This is a genomic window from Nannocystis pusilla (assembly GCF_020073745.1).
Lineage (GTDB): Bacteria > Myxococcota_A > Polyangia > Nannocystales > Nannocystaceae > Nannocystis > Nannocystis radixulma.
On sequence record NZ_JAIRAU010000052.1, the window covers coordinates 161587 to 188583 of the forward strand.

At 71.1% G+C, this 26997-nt stretch carries 16 protein-coding genes; 12 read left to right on the forward strand and 4 right to left on the reverse strand.

What is annotated here, in order from left to right:
* The first annotated feature begins 154 nt into the window (after nucleotides 1-154).
* Nucleotides 155-1834 carry a DUF4403 family protein gene (locus K7C98_RS37365; protein ID WP_224196672.1) on the forward strand — a complete coding sequence of 560 codons (1680 nt, stop codon included), beginning with the start codon at nucleotides 155-157 and terminating at the stop codon, nucleotides 1832-1834.
* Between the two features lie 115 nt (nucleotides 1835-1949).
* Here K7C98_RS37365 and K7C98_RS37370 read toward each other — a convergent pair whose 3' ends face one another.
* Complete coding sequence (locus K7C98_RS37370; RefSeq protein WP_224196673.1) at nucleotides 1950-2894, reverse strand: GlxA family transcriptional regulator; 945 nt, start codon at nucleotides 2892-2894, stop codon at nucleotides 1950-1952.
* 103 nt (nucleotides 2895-2997) lie between these two features.
* Between K7C98_RS37370 and K7C98_RS37375 the strand changes: the two genes are divergently transcribed.
* The 10 genes from K7C98_RS37375 (at nucleotide 2998) to K7C98_RS37420 (ending at nucleotide 14706) form a co-directional block, all read left to right on the forward strand.
* Nucleotides 2998-3300 (forward strand): putative quinol monooxygenase, encoded by a 303-nt coding sequence (locus K7C98_RS37375; RefSeq protein ID WP_224196674.1) that lies wholly within the window; start codon nucleotides 2998-3000, stop codon nucleotides 3298-3300.
* An 802-nt stretch (nucleotides 3301-4102) separates the two neighbouring features.
* Nucleotides 4103-5482: a class II 3-deoxy-7-phosphoheptulonate synthase gene (locus tag K7C98_RS37380; protein WP_346660332.1), complete on the forward strand. Its 1380-nt coding sequence runs from the start codon at nucleotides 4103-4105 to the stop codon at nucleotides 5480-5482.
* Nucleotides 5483-6366: 884 nt separating this feature from the next.
* The gene (locus tag K7C98_RS37385) at nucleotides 6367-6825 is read left to right on the forward strand and encodes a phenazine biosynthesis protein (RefSeq protein ID WP_263430181.1); all 459 of its coding nucleotides are present in this window, start codon (nucleotides 6367-6369) and stop codon (nucleotides 6823-6825) included.
* Entirely contained in the window at nucleotides 6825-7454 is a 630-nt protein-coding gene (locus tag K7C98_RS37390; protein WP_224196677.1) for an isochorismatase family protein, read from the forward strand. The genes K7C98_RS37385 and K7C98_RS37390 overlap by 1 nt, the downstream gene beginning before the upstream one ends.
* The gene (locus K7C98_RS37395; protein WP_224196678.1) at nucleotides 7451-9325 is read left to right on the forward strand and encodes an anthranilate synthase family protein; all 1875 of its coding nucleotides are present in this window, start codon (nucleotides 7451-7453) and stop codon (nucleotides 9323-9325) included. Before K7C98_RS37390 ends, K7C98_RS37395 begins: the two co-directional genes overlap by 4 nt.
* Nucleotide 9326: 1 nt before the next feature.
* Nucleotides 9327-9617 (forward strand): hypothetical protein, encoded by a 291-nt coding sequence (locus K7C98_RS37400; protein ID WP_224196679.1) that lies wholly within the window; start codon nucleotides 9327-9329, stop codon nucleotides 9615-9617.
* Nucleotides 9599-10441, forward strand: a complete 843-nt coding sequence (locus tag K7C98_RS37405; protein ID WP_224196680.1) for a PhzF family phenazine biosynthesis protein — start codon at nucleotides 9599-9601, stop codon at nucleotides 10439-10441. The genes K7C98_RS37400 and K7C98_RS37405 overlap by 19 nt, the downstream gene beginning before the upstream one ends.
* Before the next feature lie 9 nt (nucleotides 10442-10450).
* The gene (locus tag K7C98_RS37410) at nucleotides 10451-11083 is read left to right on the forward strand and encodes a pyridoxal 5'-phosphate synthase (RefSeq protein ID WP_224196681.1); all 633 of its coding nucleotides are present in this window, start codon (nucleotides 10451-10453) and stop codon (nucleotides 11081-11083) included.
* Nucleotides 11084-11101: 18 nt separating this feature from the next.
* Nucleotides 11102-12322, forward strand: coding sequence for an FAD-dependent monooxygenase (locus tag K7C98_RS37415; RefSeq protein WP_224196682.1), 1221 nt, complete (start codon nucleotides 11102-11104; stop codon nucleotides 12320-12322).
* Between the two features lie 863 nt (nucleotides 12323-13185).
* Nucleotides 13186-14706, forward strand: coding sequence for a cytochrome-c peroxidase (locus tag K7C98_RS37420; RefSeq protein ID WP_224196683.1), 1521 nt, complete (start codon nucleotides 13186-13188; stop codon nucleotides 14704-14706).
* Between the two features lie 127 nt (nucleotides 14707-14833).
* Here the strand turns inward: K7C98_RS37420 and K7C98_RS37425 are convergent, their stop codons facing one another.
* Together K7C98_RS37425 and K7C98_RS37430 are read right to left on the reverse strand one after the other, a co-directional pair.
* Nucleotides 14834-15229: a response regulator gene (locus tag K7C98_RS37425; RefSeq protein ID WP_224196684.1), complete on the reverse strand. Its 396-nt coding sequence runs from the start codon at nucleotides 15227-15229 to the stop codon at nucleotides 14834-14836.
* Complete coding sequence (locus K7C98_RS37430; RefSeq protein ID WP_224196685.1) at nucleotides 15226-20931, reverse strand: sensor histidine kinase; 5706 nt, start codon at nucleotides 20929-20931, stop codon at nucleotides 15226-15228. The genes K7C98_RS37425 and K7C98_RS37430 overlap by 4 nt, the downstream gene beginning before the upstream one ends.
* A gap of 730 nt (nucleotides 20932-21661) precedes the next feature.
* On the opposite strand from K7C98_RS37430, the gene K7C98_RS37435 reads away from it, so the two are divergent.
* A complete protein-coding gene (locus tag K7C98_RS37435; protein ID WP_224196686.1) occupies nucleotides 21662-22984 on the forward strand; it encodes a S8 family peptidase in 1323 nt (440 codons plus the stop codon).
* 8 nt (nucleotides 22985-22992) lie between these two features.
* Here K7C98_RS37435 and K7C98_RS37440 read toward each other — a convergent pair.
* Nucleotides 22993-26997: AAA family ATPase (locus K7C98_RS37440; protein ID WP_224196687.1), on the reverse strand; the 4005-nt coding region annotated here is incomplete at its 5' end.

Here is a 26997-nt window from a genome sequence, read left to right on the forward strand (position 1 = left end):
GGTGTCGTGGGTCCACGGGGGCGAGGGAGGGCGATCGCGCGCCGGCGCGGGTCGGCTTCCCTGGCGAGGCGATGCCGGCGAAGCTCGGCGGGCCCGAAGGACGGCCGCCAGCGCGAGGTGAAGCGCGCCCGGATTTCGGAGTCTGAGGACGAACATGCCTGCGACATCCAGGGTCACCTTCGCCACGCTCTTCGTGTTCCTCTGCAGCTGCGTGATCGTCCGCGTGCCGTACTCGAACTCGCAGCCGAGGCCGGCGGCGCAGCGGCCCAAGCCCGCGAAGTCGAAGCCGAAGCCGAAGCCGGCGCCGGCCAAGAAGCCGACCCCGAAGCCGGCGAAGCCGAAGCCGCCGGGCGCGGGCAAGCCCGCCAAGCCGAAGCCGAAGCCGCGGCCGGTGCCGGCGCCGCGACCCGCGCCCGAGCCCGATGAGCCGCCGAAGGTGCCGAACGGCACGCAGATGGTCGTGCCGTTCCGCGTCGGGTTCGCCGAGGCGATGCAGCGGGTGGACAGCCAGATCCAGAAGACGATCACCAAGGACTGGCACGTGGTCAGCGACCCGAAGTCGGCGACCAAGATCGAGGCGCGGTACACCGTCTGGCGCGACCCGATCAAGGCCAAGTTCGACGACGGCACCCTGGATGTGACGGTGAACGTGCGCTACGCGGCCGACGTGCGCGCGTCGACCAAGATCGCCGGGCGGGTCATCTGGATCACCAAGGGCGAGACGTGGGGCACCAAGGCCGAGCCGCAGAAGATCGCCGCCAAGTTCCACGCCAAGTTCAAGATCCAGGACGACTTCCGCGTGACCGCCGAGGCGAAGCTCGACGACATCGACTTCGGGCCGGCGCCGAGCGGGCAGGCGTGCGTCAAGGCGCTGGCCAAGGTGTGCGTCAGCAAGGAGACCATCGCGCCGATGGTCCGCAAGAACCTCCAGAAGGCGATCGTGCCGCAGATCGAGAAGGCGCTCGACCAGGCCGACTCGCAGATCGAGAAGCAGCTCGACCTGAAGAAGCAGGCGCAGTCGCTGTGGACCGCGCTGCAGCAGCCGCAGTCGCTGCAGAAGCTCGGCCAGGGCCGCTGCCCCACCGAAGCCGGGGCGATCTGCACGACGCCGGCGTGGCTGGTCGCCAAGCCGACGTCGGTCGGGGTGTCGCAGCCGCGCATGGACGGCAAGGACCTGCGCGTCGATCTCGGGCTCGCGGGCCAGCTCGTGGTCCAGCTGGGCGACAAGCCGGCCGTCAAGCCGACGCCGCTGCCGAAGCTCGAGCCCGTGACCGATCCGCCGGGCTTCGCCGTGCGCTCGCGCCTGCGCCTGCCGCTCGATCAGCTCAACGAGGAGCTCGGCCGGCGCCTGCGCGACCAGAAGCTCGACGGCCGCGGCACGCCCGACATCGTCGTCACGCACGTCAAGCTCGTCGACGAGTTCAACCCGCGCTTCCCCCACCGGATCCGCGTCAACGTCGGCGTCGGCGGGGCGCTCACCGGCGAGCTCACGCTGCAGGGCGACCTCGAGTGGAACGCCAAGAAGCGCGAGCTGGCGGTCGAGAACTTCGACTACACCGTCGACACCGACAACGAGGCGCTGAAGAAGCTGTCGGCGTCCCAGTACGTGGCGATGAAGAAGCTGGTCGAGGACAAGGCCCGCTGGAAGCTCGACGCCAAGGCGGCCGCCCTCAGCGAGGCGGTGACGAAGGCGCTCGGCGGGGCCCTGAAGGGGCGCCTGCAGGTCAGCGGCGAGCTGAGCAAGGTCCACCTCGAGGGCTTCGACGTGAAGGACGGCGTGCTCGACGCGGAGGTGGTCATCGCGGGCGAGCTCGACGTCGCCTTCACGCCGTGAGCAGGCGGCGCGGGAGCACCTGCGCCGCGCGTTCTCACTTCAGGACATGACCTGCAAGACATGCCCGCAAGGGCATGTCTTTTTGCGGCCGTATTCACCTGTCTCTCGGGTCATGTCACGCGCGCCGCAGCTCTCGCACCCCGCGGCCGGTGCGGCGGCGCAGCAGGGTGCGCAGGGTGGTCGCCTCGCGGTAGCCGACCTCGGCCGCGATCGCCTCGAGCGAGGCGTCGGTGGTCTGCAGGCGGTGGACGGCGTGGGCGACCCGCAGGTCCTGCACGAACGACAGCGGCGACTTGCCGAGCACGGCCTGCACGCGGCGCTCGAGCGTGCGCTCGGTCGCGCCGAGGGCCCGCGCCGCCGCGCCGATCGTGAAGCCGTCGAGGTGGCGCCGGGCCCAGTCCTCGAAGCGGGCGACCAGCGGGTCGGCGTGGGCGAGGTGGTCGGGCATCACGTAGGGCGCCTGCGACGGGCGCGCGTCGTAGAGCAGGTGGTTGGCCACGGTGCGGGCGAGGGCCGGGCTGCGGCGGCGGACCAGCCACAGCGCGAGGTCGAGGTGCGCCAGCGCCGAGCCGGCGGTGACGATGTTGTCGGACTCGACGACCATCTGCGCGTCGTCCAGCGCGACCGCGGGGAAGCGCGCGCGGAACAGCGGCGCGAGCCACCAGGTCGTGGTGGCGCGCCGGCCCGCGAGCAGGCCGGCGTCGCCGAGCACGAAGGTGGCGGTGCAGGCCGCCGTGACCTGCGCGCCCGCGGCCGCCGCGGCCTGCAGCTGCGCCGCCGCCTCGACCACGTCGCGCCGCGCCAGCGCCCGCTCGAGCGTGTCCGGGGTCTTGGCCCCGAGCGCCGGCACGATCACGACGTCGGGCCGCGCCCGCGGCCGCGCGACGATCGGCACCGCGAAGCCGAGGTGCGTCCGGACCCGCCGCCGCACCCCGAGCACCGCCACGCGAACGCGCTGCTCCGGCGCCGCGGCGAGCGCGTTCGCGGTGTCGAGCGTGTCGAGCACCAGGGCCAGACCGGCGTCGAACACCCCGTCGAGGACGAGCACGTGGACATGCATGGCGAAAACGATACCATCATTGTCGGTTCCGACAATAGCGCGTGACGGCCTCGAGCGCTACGTTGTCGACCGTCACCGGGCGTCACGCCCAGAGGAGAACACCATGGTGAAGGTCGGATTGTTGGCTCGTATCGTCGCGAAACCTGGCAAGGAGGAGGAGGTCGCCGCGTTCCTCGCCGGCGCGCTGCCGCTCGCGGAGCGCGAGGAGGCCACCACGGTGTGGTTCGCCATCCGCCTCGGCCAGCACGAGTTCGGGATCTTCGACGCGTTCCCCGACGCGGCCGGTCAGCGCGCGCACCTCGAGGGGCCGATCGCCGCGGCGCTCATGGCCCGCGCCGACGAGCTGCTCGCCGAGCCGCCCCGCATCGACAAGGTCGAGGTGCTCGCGGCCAAGCTGCGCGGCTGAGCCGCGCCGGAATCAGGGCGGCCACCTCGCGCTTCGCGTCAGGAAGAGCGGCAGGAAGCTGACGCTGCCAAACGCGAGCACGGCCGGCGCCGCGAATGCTGCCGCCATCGCGACGATCGGCTCGTGATTGCAGGCAGTCGCGTCTCCGGGATGCGAGGGCCGGGGCCGCGCGCGACGGCTGCCGCAGTGTTACGATGGACGCTGTCGTCGCGCGCCGGGCTCGGCAATGGTCGCAGTCCATCGATTGATGATCGATCGCCGACCGACCGCTGTCCTTTTGCCCAGACCTCGAGGACTCGAGAACGCGCCTGGTGCGAGCTCATCCGCGGAGGCTCGCAAGAGCCGTGAATCACGCGACGTGATCGGCGGAGTCGTCGTCACCGGCACGGCGCCGCGAGCGTCGCCGCGGCGGACGAGGGCGTCGCGATCTCGGCGGACGAGACCTCGCGCAGGACCGGCAGGGGGAGCCGGAGGCGAGCCGGCGCGGCGCGGCCGGCTCCGGCAGCAGCGGCTCGACGAGCGCGCCCGCGCTCGGGCATCGGCGCGACCTGGATCGTCGGCCGCCGGGGTGCCCGAAGGTACGTGTTCAACAGGACATATGATGATTCGGCACCGGGGTGCCCGAAGGTACGTGTTCCAGAGGACATATGATGATTCGGCGCCGCGGGCCCGAAGGCGCGTGCCCCGAGGACTGTGACGTCGGCCGCCCGCCATCTGCACGCGCTTGCCACGCCGAGGCGAGACGACGACGGGCTGCTACTACCATGGATGTGCCTGCTAGGAGCTGCCGCCCATGAGCTCGATGACGCCGTTGTTCGCCCCCACGTCCGACGCCCAGCCCGCCGGGCTCGATGACTGGTCCCCGACCTCCTGGCAGTCCCGGCCGGCGCTCCAGCAGCCCGAGTACCCCTCGGCCGCGGCGCTCGAGGCCGTGCTGCGCCAGCTCGGCCGCCTGCCGCCGCTCGTCACCTCCGGCGAGATCGAGGCGCTGCGCGGCCAACTGGCCGAGGCCGCCCGCGGTGACCGCTTCCTCCTCCAGGGTGGCGATTGCGCCGAGCAGTTCGCGGAGTGCGACGCCGTGGCCATCTCGGGCAAGCTCAAGATCCTCCTGCAGATGAGCCTCGTGCTGGTGCACGGGGCCAGGAAGCGGGTAACCCGCGTCGGGCGCTTCGCCGGACAGTACGCCAAGCCGCGCAGCGAGCAGGTGGAGGCGCGCGACGGCGTCGAGCTGCCGGTCTACCGCGGCGACCTCATCAACGGAGCCGCTTTCGAGCCTGCGGCGCGCACCCCCGACCCCGAGCGCCTGCTGCGGGGCTACGAGCGCGCCGCGCTCACGCTCAACTTCATCCGCGCGCTCATCGACGGCGGCTTCGCCGACCTCCACCATCCCGAGAAATGGGACCTCGAATGGGTGCAGCACTCGCCGCTCGCCGCCGAGTACCAGCGACTCGTGGAGTCGATCGGCGACTCGCTGCGCTTCATGGAGACGCTCTCCGGCGAGCCGGTCGGGCAGACGAGCCGCGTCGACTTCTTCACCTCCCACGAGGGGCTGCACCTGCTCTACGAGCAGGCGCAGACGCGGCAGGTGCCGCAGCGCGACGGCTGGTACAACCTCTCGACCCACCTGCCCTGGATCGGCCTGAGGACCTCGCGGATCGACGGCGCCCACGTCGAGTACTTCCGCGGCATCGCCAACCCGATCGCGGTGAAGGTCGGCCCGGGTACGACGCCCGAGGGGCTGCTCGAGCTGGCCGCCGTGCTCGACCCGGGCCACGAGCCCGGTCGCCTGACGCTGATTCACCGCTTCGGGGCGCGCGCCATCGCCGACGGGCTGCCGCCGCTCCTGCACGCGGTCGAGCGGGCGGGTCGCCGTGTGCTCTGGGTCTGCGATCCCATGCACGGCAACATCGAGCGCACCGCCGAGGGGTTTAAAACGCGCAAGTTCGAGCACATCCTCGGCGAGGTCGAGCAGGCCTTCGAGATCCACCAGCGCGCCGGGACCTACCTCGGCGGGGTCCACGTCGAGCTGACCGGCGAGAACGTCACCGAGTGCATGGGAGGCGCCCGCAACCTCTCCGAAGGCGACCTCGCGCGCGCCTATCGCTCCTGCGTCGACCCGCGGCTCAATTACGAGCAGGCGCTCGAGCTGGCGATGCTGATCGCTCGCCGCATGCGCCATTGAGACGCCGACAGCGCGACGCGACGGCGTCGTCGGTGCACTGTCAAACGCGGATCGCCGCGCGCTCGGCCGGCGAATGTGCGCCCGGAAGCGGCGCGCGAGCCGGGCTCGGCGGCGGCTTGGTCGGCGGAGATCCCGGAGCTGCTTCGGACGAAGCGAGCCGCTCGACGATCAGGTGCTTCGAGCGCCGGTCCACGAGCAGATGAACGGGTTCGGCCACGACGAGCTCGAGCCTCGCCCTGCGGACTCGAGCTCCTACCGGGCCTTCCCGCGGTCTCGAGCGGCACGACAGGCCGGTCGAGCGCTCGACGCCGCAGGAGAACCTCGAGCGGATCGCGCCGGAGAGGCTGGAGCGCATCCGCGGGCCTTGGTGGGTCCGCGAGCGCCGCGGCGATCGAGCTCGGCGAAGAATTCCGTGTCGACGCGAATGACGTGAATGTCGACATTCATTCGTCGACCGCGCTGTTCGAGGTGATGACAAAGGCGCCGCGCTCGTGGCGCTGATGGACGGCTTCGTGGGAGCCGATCGGTCCGTCGTGCTGCAACGGGCGCAGGTCGAGTCGTCGACGATCGGCAGGTCGAGCGCGGTGAAGCGGAGCAGGCGCAATCGTAGCTGTGACCGGGGCGGGCGCCCCACATTGGTCAATCTTGCGCGCGGGGACAAATGTCAATGCTGGCGCTGTCCTCAAATTCTACCGGCGCCGCGGGCCGCGGCCGGATGGACCGAACTCGGCGCCGCTGCATCGTGTGGATAGCATCACCCGCCGGGGCCTGCCGGCTGCCGCGCTGCCGGTCTCGGTTCATGCTATGCGTCGAGGACCAGCGCCCGGTTCTTCTCCGGACGGAGTTCTCGAGCGTCCCTCGAAAGGGCTTCGCACATGAGCACCATGCCTCAAATCGACGTTCGTAAGCTCAATCGTCAGATCGTCCAGCGGTACATGGAGACTCGCGGGCAGGCCCGCCTGAAGCGCCACGAGCTGTTCACCGCGGACGGCTGCGGCGGCCTGTGGACCACCGACACCGGCGAGCCGATCATGATTCGCGGCAGGGACCGCCTGGCTGCGCACGCCGTGTGGTCGCTGAGGTGCTTTCCGGATTGGCAGTGGTACAACGTCTCGATCTTCGACACGCAGGACCCGGACGTGTTCTGGGTCGAGTGCGACGGCAAGGGCGCCATCCGCTTCGAGGGCTACCCCGAAGGCTACTACGAGAACCACTTCATCCACTACTTTCAGTTCGAGGGCGGCAAGATCAAGCTCCAGCGCGAGTTCATGAACCCGGTCCAGCAGTTCAAGGCGCTGGGCCTCCCGGTCCCGAAGATCGTCCGCACGGGGATCCCGCTATGATGCACATCGCAATTCCTCGCATCGAGGACTACGAGCTGCATGCGCCCGAGCTCAGCGCGGCGAACATCGTCACGTGGGCGCAGGACGACCGCCGCAGCATCCTGCTCGTCCACGACATGCAAAAGTACTTCCTCGATCTGCTCCCGCCGTCGGTGCGCCGCAGCCTGGTCGAGGGCTGCAGGAGGCTCATCGCGCACGCGCGGGCGCACCACGTCCCGATCTTCTACACCGCGCAGCGCGGCGACATGTCGCCCAAGGAGCGCGGCCTGCTCTACGACATCTGGGGCAAGGGGATGAGCAGCGCGACCACGCACACCGCGATCCCCGAGGAAATCGCGCCTCTGCCTCAAGAAGCGGTGCTGGCCAAGTGGCGCTACAGCGCGTTCTTCGCCACTCCGCTCGACGAGGCGTTCCGCGAGCACGGGCGCGACCAGATCATCATCTGCGGCGTCTACGCCCACATCGGCGTCCTGGCCAGCGCCATCGACGCCTACTCGCGCGACATCCAGGTCTTCCTCGTGCAGGACGCCATCGCCGACTTCTCGAAGCAGAAGCACGCGCAGGCGTTGAGCTACGCGGCCGAGTGCTGCGCGAAGGTCCTGCCCGTGAGCGAGGTGTGCAAACAATGACGATCCTGCAAAGAGCTATCGACGGGCGGTTCGACGCTTACGCGCTGGTCTTCCGCCCCGACCGGTTCAAGGCCTCCACCCTCGAGGTGATGGCGGGAGCGGAGCGTGTCCTGGCCGAGCTCGCCGACCTGGACCGGCTCCACGCCGAACAGCGCGCGAAAGGTCGTTGGGGCACCCTCGTCGTCGCGCCTTACCGCCAGATCGCCGAGCGCGGCTTCACGGTGAAGGACGACCGGAAGCCGACTCTGGCGCTCTGCGTCGACGAGTATCAGGCCCTTCCGCTCGAGGCGGCACTGGCGGCGCTCCCCGACGCCCAGGTCAATCTTCGCAACTGCACGTTCACGCCGGACGACGCGGCTTACGCGGACATCGTCGATCGGGTCATCCGCCAGGAGATCGGCACCGGCGAAGGGTCGAACTTCGTCATCAAGCGTACGCTCACCGGCGGGCTCGACGCATACGACGACCGCGTCGGATTGATGATCTTCCGCAACCTCCTGCGTCAGGAGCGCGGCGCGTACTGGACCTTCTTCATCCGCATGCGCGGCATCACGTTCGTCGGCGCCTCGCCCGAGCTGCACATCAAGCTCGCGGCGAAGACCGTCACCATGACGCCGATCAGCGGCACCTACAGGTTCCCCCCGCTCGGTCCGACGCAGGAAGGCGTGCTCGAGTTCCTGCAGAACGGGAAGGAGGAGGACGAGCTGTCGATGGTCCTCGACGAAGAGCTCAAGATGATGACCGACATCTGCTGCTCGGACGTCCGCGCGCACGGGCCCTACCTGATCCAGATGTCGCGGCTGGCGCACGTCGGCTATCGCATCGAGGGCAGCACCGAGCTGTCCGTCGCCGAGATCCTGAAGCGCTCGATGTTCGCGCCGACGGTCGTCGGCAGCCCGCTGGAGAACGCGACGCGCGTCATCGCCCGCTACGAGACCTGCGGGCGCTCGTACTACAGCGGGGTCGCGGCGATCGTCGAGGACGACGAGCGCGGCCCGCTGCTCGACTCGGCGATCCTGATCCGCACGGCCGAGATCGACAACGACGGCGAGCTCGCCATCGGCGTCGGCGCGACCCTGGTCCGCGAGTCGGATCCCCAGTCCGAGACGAAGGAGACGGCGGCGAAGGCGGCCGCGCTCCAGAACGCCATCGGCGGCGGCTCGCTCGGAGACCTGTCGAAGAAGGACTCGGTCGCGGAGTCGCTCGGCAGGTGGAACGGGCGCCTGTCGAGCTTCTGGCTCGGCGAGCAAGCGCGCGTCGATCGGCCGCGCTCCCGTCGCGGCGAGGCGCCCGCGATCGTCATCCTCGACAACGAGGACTCGTTCACCTCGATGCTGCAGTACCTGCTGCGCGAGCTCGGCTTGACCGTGAGGGTCGAGTCGTACGCGACGATCGGCGAGGTCCGGGGCTCCGAGCTGCTCATCGTCGGGCCGGGCCCCGGAGACCCGTGCAAGCTGGCGGACCCGCGGGTAGCGACCAGCCGGCGCTTGATGTTGGCCGCGATGGAGGCGGCCCGGCCGTTCATCGCGATCTGCCTCGGGCACCAGATGCTGAGCTCGATCCTGGGGCTGCCCATCCAGCGGCTCCCCGCCCCGAACCAGGGCCTCCAGAAGCAGATCTCGATCTTCGGGAAGCTGGAGACGGCCGGCTTCTACAACACCTTCGCGGCCATCTGCGAGGCCGACCACGTCGACAGCCCGTGGGGCGCGGTGAGCGTCTATCGCGACCCCGCGTCGAATCAGGTCCACGGGCTGAGAGGGCCGAGCTTCTGCTCCATGCAGTTCCACCCCGAGTCGGTGCTGACGAAGGACGGGCCCCGGATCCTGCGCGACGCGGTGTTCTGGCTGGGGAGCGCGGCGTATGTGGATTGAATTGGCGTGGTGGGACCTCGGCGCCGGCGATCCCGACGCCGACGAATTGGCCGCGAGCCCGGCGATCCAGCAGGCGTTCGCCGAATGGGAGCGCGTCCCGAACCTGACGACGAAGCTGTGGCTCGCCTCCAGGGACGCGCGCCGCTGGGGGGCCTTGATGCTCTGGCACGGCGACAGGCCGGACCGGGCGAGCCTGCCGCGCAACGTCTCCGCCGAGCTCATCGGCAGGCCGCCCGACCATCGGATCGCATTCGAAGTGGTGGAGGGGACGATATGCACAGATACACCGTAGTCAACGCATTCGGCCAGGAGCGCTTCACCGGCAACCCCGTCGCCGTGTTCTTCGCCTGCGACGATCTCGACGACGGTGACATGCAGCGCCTCGCCGCCGAGCTCAATTTGTCGGAGACGACCTTCATCCGCGCTCCGCGGAGCGGCGGGACGGCCTGCGTCAGGATCTTCACGCCCGTCAACGAGTTGGGCTTCGCGGGTCATCCGCTGCTCGGCACCGCCGTGGCGCTGGCGGCGGAACGCGGCCTGGCGGCGATGAATTTCGAGACGCGAAAGGGCACGTTTCGCTTCGCCGTCGAGCGCGTCAAGGACCAGCCGTTCACCGCCTACGTGCAGATGGAGCAGCCGAGCCCCGTCGTCTCGCGGTATGAACGCGAGCACGAGCTCCTCGAGGCTCTGGGCCTGGACGGGAGCACGTCGCCGATCGAGATGTACGACGTGGGGCCGCGGCACGTGTTCGTGGGGGTGAGCGACGTCGCCGCGCTCGGAGCCGTACGGCCGGACCTCAAGCGGCTGGCGGACCACCCGGACATGGCGGCCCTGTGCTTTTGTCCGGACGGCGCCGGCGGCTGGCGCATGCGCATGTTCTCGCCCGCTTACGGCGTGAACGAGGACGCCGCCACGGGCTCGGCGGCGGGCCCGCTGGCGCTGCACCTGGTCCGGCACGGTCGCGCGGCGTTCGGCGACAAGATCAGGATCACGCAGGGCGTGGAGATGGGCCGGACGTCGCGCATGGATGCGACCGCCCGCATGGAGCCGGACGGCCCGCGCCTCGCGGCGGGAGGCCACGGCTATCGCATCGCCGTCGGCAGCTACTTCATCTGAGGAGATGACATGAGCAGCAAGCTCGAAAGCATGACGGGGACGGCGGACCTCGCCTTTCCCGAGTACGACGACCCACCGGACGACCCGATCGCGATCGGCCAGCGATGGCTGCGCGAGGCGATCGAGGAGAAGGTCTGCGAGCCGCGCGCCATGGTGCTCGTCACGGCGAACGGCTCGGGGCTGATGTCGTCGCGCGTCATGGCCATCCTGGAGTTCGCCGGCGTCGGCGTCGTCTTCGCGACGCATGCCACGAGCCGCAAGATCAAGGACTCCATGGAGGTCCCGTACGCGTGTGGCCACTTCTACTGGCGCGAGCTCAGCCGCCAGCTCTCGGTGAGCGGCACGATCGTGGCGCTGTCGCGGGACCGGGCGGTGGCGGAGTGGAACAGGCGGCCGGTCGCCTTGCACTCGATGTCGACGGCGTCGCACCAGAGCGAGCCCCTGGTCTCCTCCGAGGCGCTCCTCGCCGAGGCGCGGCGGCTCGCCGAAGCGGGCGCGCTGCCGTGTCCGGAGCGCTTCATGGTCTATGTCCTCCAGCCGCTCGCGCTCGAGTTCTGGGCGTCGAGCTCCAACCGGCTGCATCGCCGGCTGCGCTTCGACCTCGCGCCCGGGGGCTGGAAGAGCACCCGGCTGCAGCCTTGATCCAATCCGAGGGACGCCATGCGCAACGACACCACCGCCGACATCGTGATCGCAGGGGCCGGGATCGGAGGGCTGACCGCGGCCCTCGCCCTGCACGCCCGCGGCATCACAGCAACCATCCTGGAGTCCGCCGCCCAGCTCCGCCCGCTCGGCGTCGGGATCAACATCCAGCCGGCCGCCGTCGCCGAATTGACCGCCCTCGGGCTGGGGGACGCGATGGCGGCGACCGGCATCCCCACTCGCGAACACCGCTACGTCGACCACAAGGGCGTGACCCTGTGGGTGGAGCCGCGCGGCGTCGCCGCGGGCTACCGGTGCCCGCAGTACTCCATTCACCGCGGCGAACTGCAGACGCTGCTGCTGAACGCGGTCCGCGAACGGCTCGGCGATCACGCGATTCGCACCGGGGTGCGGCTGCAGGACCTCGAGCAGACCCGCGGCGCCGTCCGCGTCCACGCCCACGACCGGGCTCGCGGCGCCGACGTCGTGTTCGAGGCCGCTGCCCTGATCGGCGCCGACGGACTGCACTCGGTCGTCCGCTCCTGCCTCCACCCCGAACACGGCGCGCTCAACGGCGCCGGGGTGGTCATGTGGCGCGGCCTGACCGAGCTGGACGGCTTCCTCGACGGCCGCACGATGATCCTGGCCAACGACGAGCGGGCCACGCGCCTGATCGCGTACCCGATCTCCGCCCGGCATGCCGCTCGCGGCGAGGCGCTGCTCAATTGGGTCCTGCTGGCCCGCACGGGCGCGCCGGGGCCGGTCGACGGCGCGGGCTGGGACGTCCCCGGCCAGCTCGCCGACATCCTGCCCCACGTCGCCGACTGGGACCTGGGGTGGCTCGACGTCCGCGACGTCTTCGAGCGCAGCGCGCTGATCTTGCGTTACCCGATGATCGATCGCGAGCCGCTGGAGCGATGGGGCCTGGGCCGTGTCACCCTGCTCGGCGACGCCGCACACCTCATGTATCCCATTGGCGCCAATGGCGCCTCTCAGGCCGTGCTCGACGCCGCCGCCCTCGCCGCCGAGCTCTCCTGCGGCGGCGACGTACCCGCTGCCCTGGAGCGGTACGAGAACGAGCGGCGTCCTGCCACCACCGCGATCATCCTCGCGAACCGGCGGATGGACCACGCCGAGCGGACGACCTCCACCCGCCCTGCCGATGACAAGGCCGTCGAGCTGGCCACCATCACCGCCGAGTACCGCGCCGTGGTGGAACGACGCGGCCCGACTTCCTGACGCCCGCGTCGAGCCGAGGTGAGTCCGAGCGCCACCATCGCCGTTCACCGCCGCGGGTGCCCACAATTCGGGCATGTGTTTTCAGCCCCTCACAATCGCACGAGCGCGGGCCGGTGCACGCGTCGCGCCTCCGCGGTCCTCGTCCACACGAGCGTGCATCCTCTGTACGGCGCCCTCCGGTATCGGACCCCGTGGCGGCACCGCGGGGTGTTCGTCAGCCTGGCCGGGGCCGCGCTGACGGCCGGCGAGGTCGCGCCGGGCCCGCCGATGTGCGTGGATACGAGTGCGTGGGCGACCAGGCGACGAGCACCCACGAATCGCCCGCTTCGGCCGTTCGTTCGCCGCGCCGGGGCTCGCGGCGCGGAGGCGCGATGCCTCGATGTGGTCGCTTCGAGGGGCTCGTGGGACGCCGAACGTCGCGCGTCACGAACTCTCTGCGGCGCGGCGATGGGGCCGCGGCGATAGCCGATCGAGCCCTGGCACGTCCGCTGCAGCGCGGCGGAAGGTCGGTGCATTGAAGACTCGGTCGCTGTGACGCCCGGAGGCCGGTGCGAGCGGTGATTCATCGCCCGGCGCCCGGATGGTGCACTTCGCCGACGATCCGGCGGCGACGCGATGGCGCCGGCGCACAGGGTCTGCGACCGCCGTGATCCGCAGTCCTGCGATTTTCATCGACAGGGCGCCGCGCGTGCGTTGTTCGTGTCGCCTGCGAGCATCTGTCCAGGTGACAGCCAGCACCCGCGCGGCTTGCTCCGGCGAGGGGTTGCCCGCATCGTCGGGGGGTCGAAATCCGGGCGAAGACTCGTACGGAGGTTGATTTCAGCATGCCCACATCTATGCACGCATTCATGATCGGTTCGCTATTGGCGAGCCCGATCACAGGACTCTTACAGTGTGACAGCCCCGCGGCGGACGATGAGCCGGACGAGGGGCTCGACCTCACCGCCGAGGAGGAGGCGAACGTCCTCGCGGACGCCGCGGCGGACGACGCCGTGGAGCCGGAGGAGCTGCCGCTCGAGCTGCTCTTCGACGGCGAGGTCCCGACCGCCCGCTCGTTCGGGCTGCGCAAGCTGAGCCTGGAACAGCTCGGGAAGTTCGTCTTCTTCGACGAGATCTCGGTGCCGAAGCGGCGACAAGCCTGCGCCAGCTGTCATGACCCGGCCGCCGGCTGGACCCTCCGGGACCTCAAGATCAACAACGGTCAGGTGGCGGCGCCGGGCGCGGTCCCGGGCGCGGTGGGCTCGATCAAGACCCCGAGCAACGCGTACGCGCGCAACATCCCGCTCCGGGAGTCGTGCGCCCCGTCCGAGCTGCCCTGCGGCGGTCTGTTCTGGGACGGCCGCGCCGAGGGCAACGACACGCCGGTGTTCGGCGGGTCGACCACGCACATCGGCGCCGAGGTGTTCAAGGGCCGCGCCACTCTGGAGAGCCTGTTCGGCCAGTACCTGGGGCCGCTGGCGGATCAGGCGTTGCAGCCGTTCCCGAACGAGGTCGAGCAGAACATCAGCGAGAAGCAGGTCTGCAAGCACGTGGCGAAGTCGTTCTACTCGCTCCTCTACGTCCTGGCCTGGGGCGAGAAGATCGACTGCAGCCCCGCCGGGTTCATGCTCAGCTTCAAGCGGGTCGCGGTGGCGCTCGCGGCCTGGCAATCCTCCGCCGAGGTCAACTCGTTCAGCTCGAAGCGGGACAAGGCGCTGGCCGCCGAGATCAAGGTGGAGGGGGCGGACGTGTCGTTCCCGCTCCGGGGCCTGACCGACCAGGAGAACCGCGGCCACGACCTGTTCTACGGCAAGGCGGGCTGCGCCCTCTGCCACGACAACTCGCCGACGGCCCCGGCCCCGGACCCGACGACCTCGGCGGGCCTCGCGGCCATCAGGAGGATGGGCCTGGAGCGGGACCAGCTCTACACCGACGCGGTCTTCCACAACATCGGCGTGCCCGCCAATCCGCTGATCCCGGGCCCGGAGGGCAGTCTGGGCCTGGGCCAGCGCAGGCTCGGCGACGAGAACCTTCGCGGGCAGCACAAGACGCCGACCCTGCGCAACGTGGACAAGCGGCCGTACAAGAGCTTCGTCAAGGCCTACACCCACAACGGCTGGTTCAAGTCGCTCGAGAGCCTGGTCCACTTCTACAACACGGCGGACGTGAGCGGTGCCACCGCCGCCGGCTTCGGGATCACGCGCTGCGACGAGAGCCGGAGCTGGACCGAGGCGCAGGCGCTGGCGGCCAACTGCTGGCCCAAGCCGGAGGAGAACGGCACGCTCGCGATCGGCGGCTTCTTCGGAGACCTCGCGCTGACCCTCGACGAGGAGGCCGCGGTCGTCGCGTACCTCAAGACGCTGACCGACACCAAGACCGTCAGGCCGCCGCTGCTGCTCCAGTGACGGGCCCGGCAGGACGGCGAGCGCGGGCTCGCCCGCGCTCGCTGCAATCGCGATTCATCGTACGATGAATCGAGATTTCAGCGAGTGGCGACGCGGCCGGCGGCCGCCGGGAATGTGCACAGGAGCCTCACTGCATCTCAGTCGGGGGCCCGCAGAACCGAGCGACGAGCTGCAGCAGGTCGTCGATGTCGATCGGCTTGGCGAGCCCCTCCAGGCCCATCTCCGTGGCCTTCTCGGCGACGTGGTGATCGCCCGAGACCACGACCACGGGGACCGCGGCGATGGCAGGATCGCTGCGCTGTTCGGCGCGGAACTCGAGCCCGTTCATCACCGGCATCATGAGGTCGAGCAGGATGAGGCAGGGGCGGAGCCCGCGGCGCAGGGCGTCGAGCGCCTCCCGGCCGTTGGCGGCGGCGGCGACGCGATAGCCGGACACTTCGAGGACCGTCTGCAGCGTCTCGCAGACGTCCGAGTCGTCGTCGACGACCAGGACGACACAGCTCGCATCATTGTCGGCGGTCATGCCCGGGGACCTCCGTCTGCCGCGGCGGCCGGCGGCGGTGGTGCGCGCGGCAGCTCGACGGTGAACGTCGAGCCCTCGCCCGGGGTGCTCGCCACGCGGATCGAGCCGCCGTGGCTCTCGACGATCCGGCGGGCGATGTAGAGCCCGAGCCCGAGTCCGCCGTAGTTCTGGGCCGACACGCCGCGCTCGAAGCGCTCGAAGATCCGCGGCAGGCGGGTCGGGTCGATGCCGATGCCGTGGTCCGTGATCGTCAGGCGGGCGACGTCTCGCTCGCCGGTCACCGCCACCTCGATCGGCGCTCCGGCCCCGAACTTGGCGGCGTTGGCGAGGATGTTGGAGATGACCTGCTCGATGCGGGAGCGGTCCCAGCGGCCCACGACCGGCGCCTCCCCCTCGATCGACACCGTGCTGCCGGCGCGCGCCAGGTCGGGCTGAAACCGGGCCACGATCTCGCGGACGAGGCCGCACAGGTCGACCTCGACGAGCGCCAGCGCGAGCTGCCAGGTCTCGATGCGCGAGACGTCGAGGAGGTCGTCGATGAGGCGGTTCATCCGCCCCGACTGCCGCAGCGCCAGGTCGAGCAGCTTGCCGGTGATCTGCGGATCGAGCGGCTTCTCGACGGTGGTCTTCTTGACGATCGTCTGCAGGGCCAGGGTGAGCGACGTCATCGGCGTGCGCAGCTCGTGCGAGGCCACCGACAGGAACTCGTCGCGCAGCCGCAGCGCGGCCTGGGCCTGGCGGTACAGCCTGGCGTTGTCGATCGCCATCCCCGCGCGGCGGGCGAGCTCGACGAGCAGCTCGAGGTCGGCGGCCTCGTAGCGGAAGCCCGGCTGCGTCGAGCCGAGGGTGATGGCGCCGATGATCCGCGCGCGGGCCGGGAGCGGCGCCACGATCGCGGTCTCGATGCCGAACTCGCGGAGCAGGCGCGCGTGGCCCTCGTCGACGCAGTAGCGCCCGAGCGTCTCCTCGCTCATCTCGAGGCGGATCGGCGCGCCGCTGCGGATCACCTCCGCCGCCGGGTGCGGCGAGTCGATGCGCGGGGGGTAGCGCGACCGCAGCTCCTCGAGCTGGACGTGCCACGTCGCGTCGGCGCGCGTCGTCATCAGGCGCCGGAGCTCGTCCTCCTCGAGGATGTCGATCACGCACCAGTCGGCGAACGAACGCACGCACAGGTCGGCCAGGCGATGCAGCACCTCCTCGTAGTCGAGCGACTCGCCGAGCAGCTTGCTGGCGTCGCCGAGGAACCGCGCGCGCCGGTGATCCTCCTCGGCGGCCCGCCGCGCCGCCTGCTCCTGGCCCAGGAGGGTGGCGTTCTCGAGCGAGATGGCGGCCTGGGCGGCGAGCAGCTCGAGGACGGTCAGCTGCTCGCGGCGAAACGCGCTCGGGATCAGGCTGTTCTCGAGGCAGAGGACGTCGTGCACGGCGCCGCGGCGGCGGATCGGGAAGCACAGGAGCGAGCGCGGCTGGGCCGTTCGCACGTACTCGTCCTGGCCGAATCGACCGGGGTCGGCGCGCGCGTCGTCGAGGAGGACGCGCTCCCGCGTGCGATGGACGTACTGCACGAGCGAGGTCGGGACGAGCCGGGCGAGCCCGGTCGGGCCGCGCCGCCGCAGGTCGGCGCGCGTCCCCGACTCGTCGAGCGTGGCGCTGGCCTCGAGCGTCAGTTCGCCGCCGCGGACGCGGATCAGGTGGGCCGTGTGCGCGCCGCTCTGCTCGAGCACCACGGTGAGCAGGCGGTGGAGCAGCCGCTCCTGCACGATCTCGCTCGAGATCGACTGCGACGCCTTGGTCACCGCCAGCAGATCGATGTGATCGGCCGTGACGGTGTCGGCGGCGTCGGCCCGAGCCGACCGCGCGTCGCTCAGGCGCGGCTCCTCCGCCTCGAGCTGACGGACCTTGCCGTGCGCGCCCCACTGCAGATAGCCGGCACGGGCGGCGCGCAGGTGCGTCTCGGCGAGCACGTCGAGCCCTCGCTCGCGGTAGAAGCGGGCCAGGAGCTCGTCGGCGAGCGCCTGGTTCTGCACGAAGCCGTGGTCGCGCGCGCCGCGGATGGCACGCTCGTAGGCGTGGAGGGCGTCGCGGTCCCTGCCCTCGAGTCGGGCGATCTCCGCGGCCACCAGCGCGTGCTTGTGGCCGAAGTTCTCCGGGCAGGTCGCCGTCCACTCCGCGAGCTTGGCCTCGTGGCGCGCCAGGACCGCGAGGGCCTCGTGCAGCCGCTCGGGCGCGGCCCTCGCGGCCTGGGCCGCCAGCGCCAGCGCGTAATAATACCAGTACTCGGGCTCCTGGATGTGCGCCAGCGTGGACCACAGGATCGGCGCGGCCCGGTCGCCGGCCGCCAGCGCCCCGGCGTAATCGCCGGCGAAGAAGCGCGCCTGCAGCTTCAGGATGTAATACCAACACCTGACGACCGTCCACGACGACTCGTCCATCCGGCGCTGGTAATCGTCGTCGTCGAAGGTGTCGTCGCTGAAGCTCGAGAAGCGCTCGGTCCGGCCCTGGAGGTTGCGGACCAGCCGCTGGATCCCGATGATGGCCTGGGCGGAGCCGGGGAAGTTGACGTTGCGCGTGAACTCCAGCCGCCGCTCCGCCTCGTGGTCGATCTGGTCGAGCGGCTCGCCGAGGATGAACATGTCGGACGTGATATGGTTGCAGCAGTAGCAGGCGAAGGTGATGTCGCCGGTCTGGAGCGCCGCCTGAAAGGCGATCTCGAGGTAGCGGAGCGCGCCGCGGAGGTGCTGCGTCCAGAAGCAGATGCAGTCGCCGAAGATGCAGTGGAGCTTGGCGCGGTAGGCGACGAGCTCGAGCCGCTCGGCCAGGTCGTAGCCGAGCTTGCCGAACTGATAGCCCTCGCGATAGCGGGCGAACGACGGCCCGAGGACCATGCCGAAGTACGCGTAGCCGAGCGCGGAGGCCTCGCAGTTGCCGTGGCGCAGGCTGATCTGGACCATCCGGCAGTAGCAGAGGAACGGCAGCTCGGGGTCGGTGTTGAGGGCGGGGGCGAACAGCACGGCGAGGATCCCGAGCGCCGCGCGCATGTCCGGATCCGTCAGCGGGGGCAGGTCGATGAGCGCTTCGATCGGCCGATCGCCGAGCTCGTCCCGGATGGTCTGGAGCTCGCGCCGGACCTGCTCGCGCGTCGGATGCGGCGCGACCTCGACGCCGAGCAGGCGCAGGCCGTCGAGCCCGCGCGCGACCGCGGTGCCGAGCTCCTGCTGGCTCGTGAACAGGTCGACCTCCACGCGCCGGATCTCCGCCTGCTCCCGGCGGGTGCGGGCGCGCTCGAAGAGCGTCGCGAATTGCGACTCGGAGGCGTCGAATCGACCCTGCAGGTACTCGCATTCGGCCCGCTCGAACGCGAGCGAGAAGGCGAGCGCGTGGTGAGCCTCCCACGCGTCGGCGCCGAGCAGCGCGAGCCCGGCCGAGAAGTAGCGGGCGCCCGCGGCGTAGGCGGTCGAGGCCTTGGCCTTGCGTCCGGCGGTGCGCTGGAGCTCGGCGATCCGCCGCCGCTCCTCCGACGATTCGAGCAGGCCCCCGCCGGCCTCGAAGTGGCCGGCGACCTCGAACACCCGCGCGTCGAGCTCGTCGCGCGCGAGACGGGCGAGCAGCAGCCGGCCGATTTGCAGGTGGACGGCGGGCCGCTCCGCCGCGGGCGTGAGGGAGAAGGCGGCCTCCTGCACGCGGTCGTGCGCGAACTTGTAGGCGTCGTCGTCGCTGAGCAGCAGGCCCGAGCGGACGGCGGGCCACAGGTCGCGGTGCAGCTCCTCCTCGGGCCGGTCGCTGAGCGCCGCGAGCACGCCGACCTCGACGGTGCCGCCGAGGCAGGCGGCGAGCGCGAGGGCCTGCTGCGCCGACGCGGACAGGCGCCGCACGGTCTGGACCATCAGGTCGGCGACGTTGCTCGTGGACGCCTTGGCGCGGATCCGCGGGATGTCCCCGGACCACAGGCCGGAGGCCGGGTCGAGCGCGATGAGCCCCTCCTGGTGGAGCATGCCGAGGAACTGGAGCGCGAAGAACGGGTTGCCGGCCGTCTTGCGGTGGATCACGCCGGCGAGGAGCGCGGCGTCGCGGACGCGATGGCCGAACGTGGCGTTGACGAGCGCGGCGAGGTGCTCCTCCGAGAGCGGGGCGAGGATGATGTCGCACACCGCGACGCCCGCCTGTCGCACCCTCGTGAAGGCCGCCATCAGCGGGTGCGCGGAGGTCACTTCATTGTCCCGGTACGCGCCGACCCACAAGAAATGGCGGGTGTCGGGGTGGGTGACCAGGTGGGTGAGCAGGGTGAGGCTGGCCGTGTCTGCCCATTGCAGGTCGTCGAGGAACAGCACCACCGGGTGCTCCCTGGCGGCGAACACCTCGACGAACCGGCGAAAGACGAGGTGGAACCGGCTCTGCGCGTCGGACCCCGACAACTCCGGCAGGGGCGGCCGCTCGCCGAGGACGAGCGCGAGCTCGGGGATGATGTCGACGATCAGCCGCGCGTGCAGGCCGAGCGCCGCGGTCAGCCGCGCGCGCCACTCGGCGATCCGCGCCTCCGGCTCGGCGAGGATGTCGCGGACGAGCGCGCGGAACGCCTGCGAGATGGTCGCGTAGGGGATGTCGCGCTGGAACTGATCGAATTTGCCGGCGAGGAAGAACCCGCGCGCCTGGACGATCGGCCGCTGGAGCTTGTGGACGAGCGAGGACTTGCCGACCCCCGAATAGCCGCAGACGCGCACGACGCCCGCCGCCCCGGTCTCGACCACCATGGCGAATGCGGCGAGGAGCGCCGCCAGCTCGCGCTCGCGGCCGTAGACCTCCTGCGGCACGCAGGGCTGCTCCGACAGGTCGTCCTCGCCGAGCGGAAACAGCTCGCAGCGCCCGCGCGTCCGCCAGGCCGCCAGGCACCGCTCGAGATCGCGGCGAAGGCCGCGCGCGCTCTGATAGCGGTCCTCCGCGGCCTTGGCGAGCAGCTTCAGCACGATCGCCGAGACGACGGCGGGGATCGAGGGGCGCAGCGAGGCGGGCGGGGTGACGCGGCGCGCGACGTGGCAGTGGATCCACTCGAGGGGATCGCCGGCGTGGAACGGCAAGCGTCCGGTCAACATGCGATAGAACGTCACGCCCAGCGAATAGAGGTCGGTCCTGCAGTCGAGCGGCCGGTTCATCCGCCCGGTCTGCTCCGGCGACATGTACGGCAGGGAGCCCGCGAGGAGCCCGGCCGCCTGCCCCTGCCGCGGGTCGGCGTGGCGCGGCGAGGCGACGCCCAGGTTGGTCAGCTTGACCTCGCCGCCGACGGGGTCGACGACGATGTTGTCCGGCTTGAGGTCGGTGTGGACCACGCCGCGCCGGTGCAGCTCCTCGACGGCCGCGGCGATGCCGACGGCGAGCGAGAGGAAGCGTTCGAGCGGCAGCGGCGTCGCGGTCAGCAATTGCTCGAGGAAGCTCCCGTCGAAGTGCTCGAGGACCAGCGCGGGCAGGCCGCGATAGGTGTCGAGCGCGAGCGGCTTGACGGTCTTCGGGAGGTCGAGCGAACGACCGAGCTCGTACTCCGCCCGCAACCGCTCGAGCTCCCGCGCCGGCCGCAGCCGCGGGTCCAGGGTCTTGATGACGACCGCGCGGTTGTCCTCCACCCGCACCGCGCGGTAGATGTCGGTGCCGTCGCGCTGGCACACGATTTCGGTGGCCCGGTACCTGGCCGGGTCCGCTGTGCCTGCGTCGCCCATGCCCTCATCGTGAGGGTGCCGGGCGGCGAAATCCACCAGGCTCGCCATCCCGCTGGCTCTGCTCCGAGAGGCTCCGTCGACGCTCTCCCCCGCGCTCGTCCGCGCCGTGCGCCGAATGGCGAGAGCGTTGCCCGAGCCCGCCAGTGTCGGGCGGGGCGCGCGCGGCGGAGCTCCGAGTCGCGGCTCGGCCAACACGGTCTCGGAGGGCCGGCGCCGGCGGCGGCCGAGCGAATGGGGTGAGGCCGCATCGTGGCCTTCCGCGTACGCCGGAGCCCGGGAATCTTCACGGGGACGGGCACGGGCTCCGTGTTCGTTCGCGAGGAGTCCAGGCCGCGCCCTGTCGACCTCGCACGGATCTTCGCGTCGGTGGAACATGTGTCCGCTCGATTGATTCATATCACCGGCCGGTCTTACGATCGCCGCGTGTCGCTCACCCTGCGAGCAGTCGGCGTCCGAGCGAGCCGGTGAGGTGATTCATCAGGGTCGCCGTCGCCGCCTCGTCGACGGCCCCGGCGGCGCGCCTCGACGAGTCTCCCACCGCACAAAAGGCCCGCACCCGTGAACGTTGTTCTCGTCCGGTCGATTCGACCGCGTGCACGGACCGACGGGAGGCTCGGCGTTTCGGGGTTGCGTCGCTGGTCCGCGGGCGAGGCGGGGTCACTGTAATGCCGACTTTCATCCCTGCGCGGTTCACGATGACGCGTCCTCGCGCGGGGGGAGGCCGAGAACCATGACAGATACTTACATTGCAAGCTGGACCCACACCCTCAAGACGACGATCTTCGCGGCGACGACGCCGCTGCTGCTCGGCGGCGCCGCGCTGCTCGGCGGATGCGCCGACGACCAAGTGGACGGCGAGCTCGATGCCGGCGAGCTCGCGCTGCGGGAGGAGGAGGAGAAGATCGAGCTGTTCGACCCGCCCCCGCCGCCGTTGCCGCCCGGTCCGGAGGCGGACGCGGGCGACGCCCTGCCGCTCAACGGGAAGCCGAAGAAGGTCAAGAATGTCGGCCCCAAGGACATCAAGGGCCGCTACATCGTCAAGATGAAGGCGGACGCCGACCCCGACGCGGCGGTGGCGGACGTCGCCGCCCAGCCCGACCACGTGTTCAAGAAGTCCATGCGCGGCTTCGCCGGCGCGCTGAGCCCCGGCCAGCTCAAGAAGCTCGAGATGCGCGCCGACGTCGAGTTCATCGAGCCCGACCAGATCGTGACCGCGGACACGACTCAGCTGATGGACCCCGCCGGACAGCCGTGGGGCCTCGACCGCATCGATCAGCGCACGGGCGCCCTCGACGGTCAGTACGAGTATTTCCGCGACGGCTGGGGTGTACGCGCCTACATCATCGACACCGGGATCCAGAGCAATCACCCGGACTTCTTCAACGCGCTGGCGATGTTCGACGCGTTCGGCGGTAACGGGCAGGACTGTCACGGCCACGGGACGCACGTGGCAGGCACCATCGGCGGCACCGTGCACGGGGTCGCCAAGCGGTCGTTCCTGCGCGGCGTCCGCGTGCTCAATTGCAGCGGGAAGGGCACGATCTCCGGCATCATCGCCGGCGTCGAGTGGGTCGCGAAGAACCACATCAAGCCGGCCGTGGCAAACATGTCCCTCGGGGCAGGTAAGTCGGCCGCCCTGAACGCCGCGGTCGACCGGCTCGCCGACTCCGGCGTGTTCGTGGCGGTCGCCGCGGGCAACAACGCCGCGCCGGCCTGCAACTACTCGCCGGCGAGCGCGTCCAAGGCCTTCGCCGCCGGCGCGTCCGACAAGACCGACAGGCGGGCGGTGTGGTCGAACTACGGCCCGTGTGTCGCGGCCTACGCCCCGGGCGTCGGCATCCGCTCGACGTGGATCGGGAGCGCCACGGGCTCCGCGAGCGGCACGTCGATGGCCTCGCCGCACGTGGCCGGCACGGCTGCCCTGTACAAGGCCGTCTTCGGCGATGCGCCGTGGAGCACCGTCAAGGCGAAGCTCGTGGAGTGGGCGACGCGCGACAGGGTCGCCGGCAACCCGACCGGCACGCCGAACCTGCTCCTCTACCAGCCGCTCTAGCAGCCGCTCTAGACGGCGCCGCGGCGCTTGCCGGCGAGCAGCTGCATGGCGAAGGCGATGCCGTCCTGCAAGGTGCCGTGGGTGGCGATGCCGCGCAGGTCGATGCCGAGGTCGACGAACAGCGACGCGGCGTCGGGGCTGACGCCGGTCACCACGGTGCGCGCGCCGAGCAGGCGCAGCGCCGAGGCGGCGTTGATCAGGGCGATCGCGCCGCCGGTGTCGATGCCCTTCATGCCGGTGACGTCGAAGATGACGACGCGCATGCGCCCGGCCTCGGCGCCCTGGAGGGCGGTGTGCAGCAGGTGCTCGCAGCGGGCGGTGTCGAGGGTGCCGATCAGCGGCATGACGACGATCGCGTCGGTGATCGGGATCATCGGCGTCGACAGCTCGGCGAGCAGCGCCTGCTGCATGCGGATCATCTCCTCCTGCATGGCGGCGCGGGCCTGTTCGGCGCGCTCGCGCTCGCCGAGCTCGGCGGACAGGCGCTCGTTGGCGGCCTGCAGGTCGGCGGTGCGCTGGGCGACGTCGGCCTCGAGGCGCTCGTTGGCGCGGGCGAGGGCGTGGCTGGCGTCGACGACGCGGCGGTAGAGCAGGGCGTTCTCGACGGCGGTGACCGCCTGGGCGCACAGCACCTGCAGCAGCTCGACGCGGCCGCGGCCGAAGGCGTCGCGGATCAGGTCGTTCTCGACGACGAGGATCCCGCTGGTGCGCCGGCGGTGCGCGAGCGCGAGGCACAGCACCGACTTGACCTGGCGGGCGACGAGCGCGGGATCGGCGGCGAAGCGGGGGTCGCGGGCGACGTCGCCGAGGACCACCGCCTCGCGGGTGCGGGCGACGTAGTTCACGAGGCTCGCCGGGACGTCGGGCCGGGCGGCCAGCGGCGTGCCGGGGACGACCTCGACGACGTCGCTGTCGGCCGTGGCGGCGGCCGCCAGCTCGAGCGCGCCGTCGCGGTCGAGCACGAGGAACACGCGCGTGCCGCCGGCGTTCTGCATGACGATCCGGACCAGCCGGTCGAGCAGCTTGTCGAGCTCGATCTCGCCGACGAGCGCCTGCCCGAGCCGGACGACGGTCTCGAGATCGAGCGCCGCGCCGACGTCGACGGCTCCGCGGTCCTCCGCGGCGTGCGTGACCGCAGGGGCGGCGGCCGGCTGCGGGAATTCGCGGGCGATCAGGGCGGCCTTGGCGGGCGCGCCCCACTGGATGAAGCCGTCGTGGGCGGCGCGCATGTACACCGGGGCGATGAAGCCGCGCCCGCGCCGGCGGTAGAACTCGCCGCACAGCGCGTGGGCCAGCGCCTCGTACTGCGTGAAGCCGTTGCGCCGCGCCGACGCGATCGCCTGGTCGTAGAGCTCCTCGGCCTCGAGCGTCCGCCCGGTGACGCGCGCCTCCTCGGCGCGCACGAGCAGGTACTTGTGCTCGAAGTTCTCCGGGCAGTCGTCGGCCCAGCGCGACAGCTTGTAGAGGTCGCCGCGCAGCAGGTCGCGGTCGGCCAGCGCCTGCTCGGCGTCGCCCTCGCCGGCGCGCGCGCACAGGGCCAGCGCCTCGTAGAGGTGGAAGGTCGCCTCGATCGGCATCGCCATCACCGCGCCGAGCACCTCGCGCGCGGCGGCGGCGGCGGCGAGCGCCTCGTCGTGGCGCCCGTAGGTGTAGAGCAGGACCAGGCGGATGATGTGATAGAAGGCGATGCCGCAGCCGAAGCTCGCGCGCGTCAATCGCCCGAGGCACTCGGCCGCGTCGAAGTCGTCGCTGTCGAGCAAGGTGCCCGGGCGGACGCGCCCGGCCAGGCTGTCGAGGAACTGCTGCTGCAGGCGGATGGTCTCGTAGACCGCCTCGTTGTTGCTCTCGCGGGCGAACGCGGCGAACCGCTCGGCCGCGCGGCGCGCCTCGCTCAGCGGGGTGCCGACCTCGATGTGCTGCCAGACCGTCTCGAAGGCCAGGAACGAGGCATACACGAGGTCGCCGGCGGACACGCAGGCGTGGAAGGCCTGCTCGAGGATCGGGAAGTCGGTGCGCAGCGGGCGGACCCAGAAGTTGATGTGGTCGCCGTGCAGGTGGAGCAGGGTGCCGCGCAGCTTGGTGTCGCCGAGCCGCTCGTTGAGCTGGATCGACATTTCCGAGAAGGCGTAGCCGGCGGCGGCGTCGCCGAACACGGAGACGAGCATGAAGCCGTACACGCTGTAGGCGAAGCACGAGTCCTCGGCGTTGCCGTTGCGCAGCGAGAAGTTGACGGCCATGAGCGCGAAGTACGGGAACACCTTCGGCCGGCCGATGTACGCGCACGGCATGATCCCGACCATCAGCGAGAGGATCGCGCGGTGGACCGGGTCGATCATCAGCGGGGCGTCGAGCAGCGAGGGGACCGGGCGCCCGGCGAGGTTGCCGGCGACCGCGGTGGCCTCGTCGGTCATCGCGGTCTGCAGCGCGTCGTCGCCGTCCGGCATGTCGACGCCGAACAGGGCGAGCCCCCGCACGCCGAGGTCGACGCCGGCGTCGTAGCGGCCCGCGACCTGATACAGCCGCATCTGCAGGATGTAGACGTTGGCGTGGTCGACGCTGTCGCGCGCGTGGGCGTGGATCAGGTCGAACAGCGGCTCGGCGCGCTCGTAGGCGCCCGCGAGCGACTCGCACTCGGCGAGCTCGCAGTGCAGCGCGTAGGTGTGGGCGTAGTCGTGGTCCCACGCGCCGTCGGGCAGCAGGGCGATGCCGGCGCGCAGGTACTGGGCCGCGGCCGCGTAGGCGGTCGACTTCTTGGCGTGCCGGCCGAGCGCGAGGTTGAGCGCCGAGACCTGCCGCCGCTCGGCCGGGTCGCGCATCAATTCGAGGCCGAGGTCGAGGTGGTCGACGACGTCGAACAGCTCGTCGGGCCGCGGCTCGCCGCCGAGCCGCAGGAGCAGCAGCCGACCGATCCGCAGGTGCGTCTCGGCGCGCTGATCCTCGGCGACGAGCGCGTACGCGGCCTGCTGCACGCGATCGTGGGAGAAGTGATAGGACAGCTCGAGGACGTCCTCGCCCGCGCCGGGCAGCGCCGGCGCGGCGTGGTGGGCGAAGCGGTAGTCGTTGCTGTCGGGCAGGACGAGGCCCTCTTCGAGCGCCTCCCACAGCGCGGCCGCGGTCGTCTGCGGCGTCTCGACGCAGATGGTCGAAAGCGCGGCGAGCGTGAACTTGTGGCCGATGCAGGCGGCGAGCCGCAGCGCGCGCTGGGTCGCCTCGCCGCAGCGACGCAGCCGCTGGCTCATGAATTCGACGACGTTGGCGGTGACCTCGCGCGCCTCGATCGCGGCGAGATCCCAGGTGAACGCGCCCTCACCGGGGTTCGCGCGCAGGAGGCCGTCCTGGTAGAGGCCGCGCAGGAACAGGCCGACGAAGAACGGGTTGCCGTCGGTCTTGCGCCAGACGACGCGCGCGAGCGGCATGGCGTGCTCGACGGCGCCGCCGAGCACGTCGGCGAGCAGCTCGCCGAGGTCGTGCGGGGCGAGCGGCCCGAGCGTGAGCTGCTGGATGCCGAGGCCCTTGCCGCGCAGCTCGTCGGCGGCGGCGGTGAGCGGGTGCGTCGGCCCGACCTCGTTGTCGCGGTAGGCCCCGACCACGAGCAGCCGCCGCGGCGACGGCGAGGTCAAGAACAGCTGCAGCAGCTTGAGCGAGGCGAGGTCGGCCCACTGCAGGTCGTCGAGGAAGAGCACGAGCGGGCCGTCGCCGCCGGCGAAGGTCTGCACGAACTCGTCGACCAGCCGGTTGAAGCGGTTGAGCGCCTCGGTCGGCCCGAGCTCGGGCGCCGGCGGCTGGGGGCCGATCACGTGCGCGAGCTCGGGGATCAGGTCGACGAGCACCTGCCCGTGGCCGTCGGCCGCGCGCAAGATCGCGTCGCGCACCCGCGTCAGCCGCTCGCCGCCGCCGCCGAGCGTCTGCCGCAGCAGGTCGCGGAACGCGGCCACGAACGGCGCGTAGGGGGCGTTGCGGGCCAGCTGGTCGAACTTGCCGGCGACGAAGGTCCCGCCGTCGCGGGCGATCGT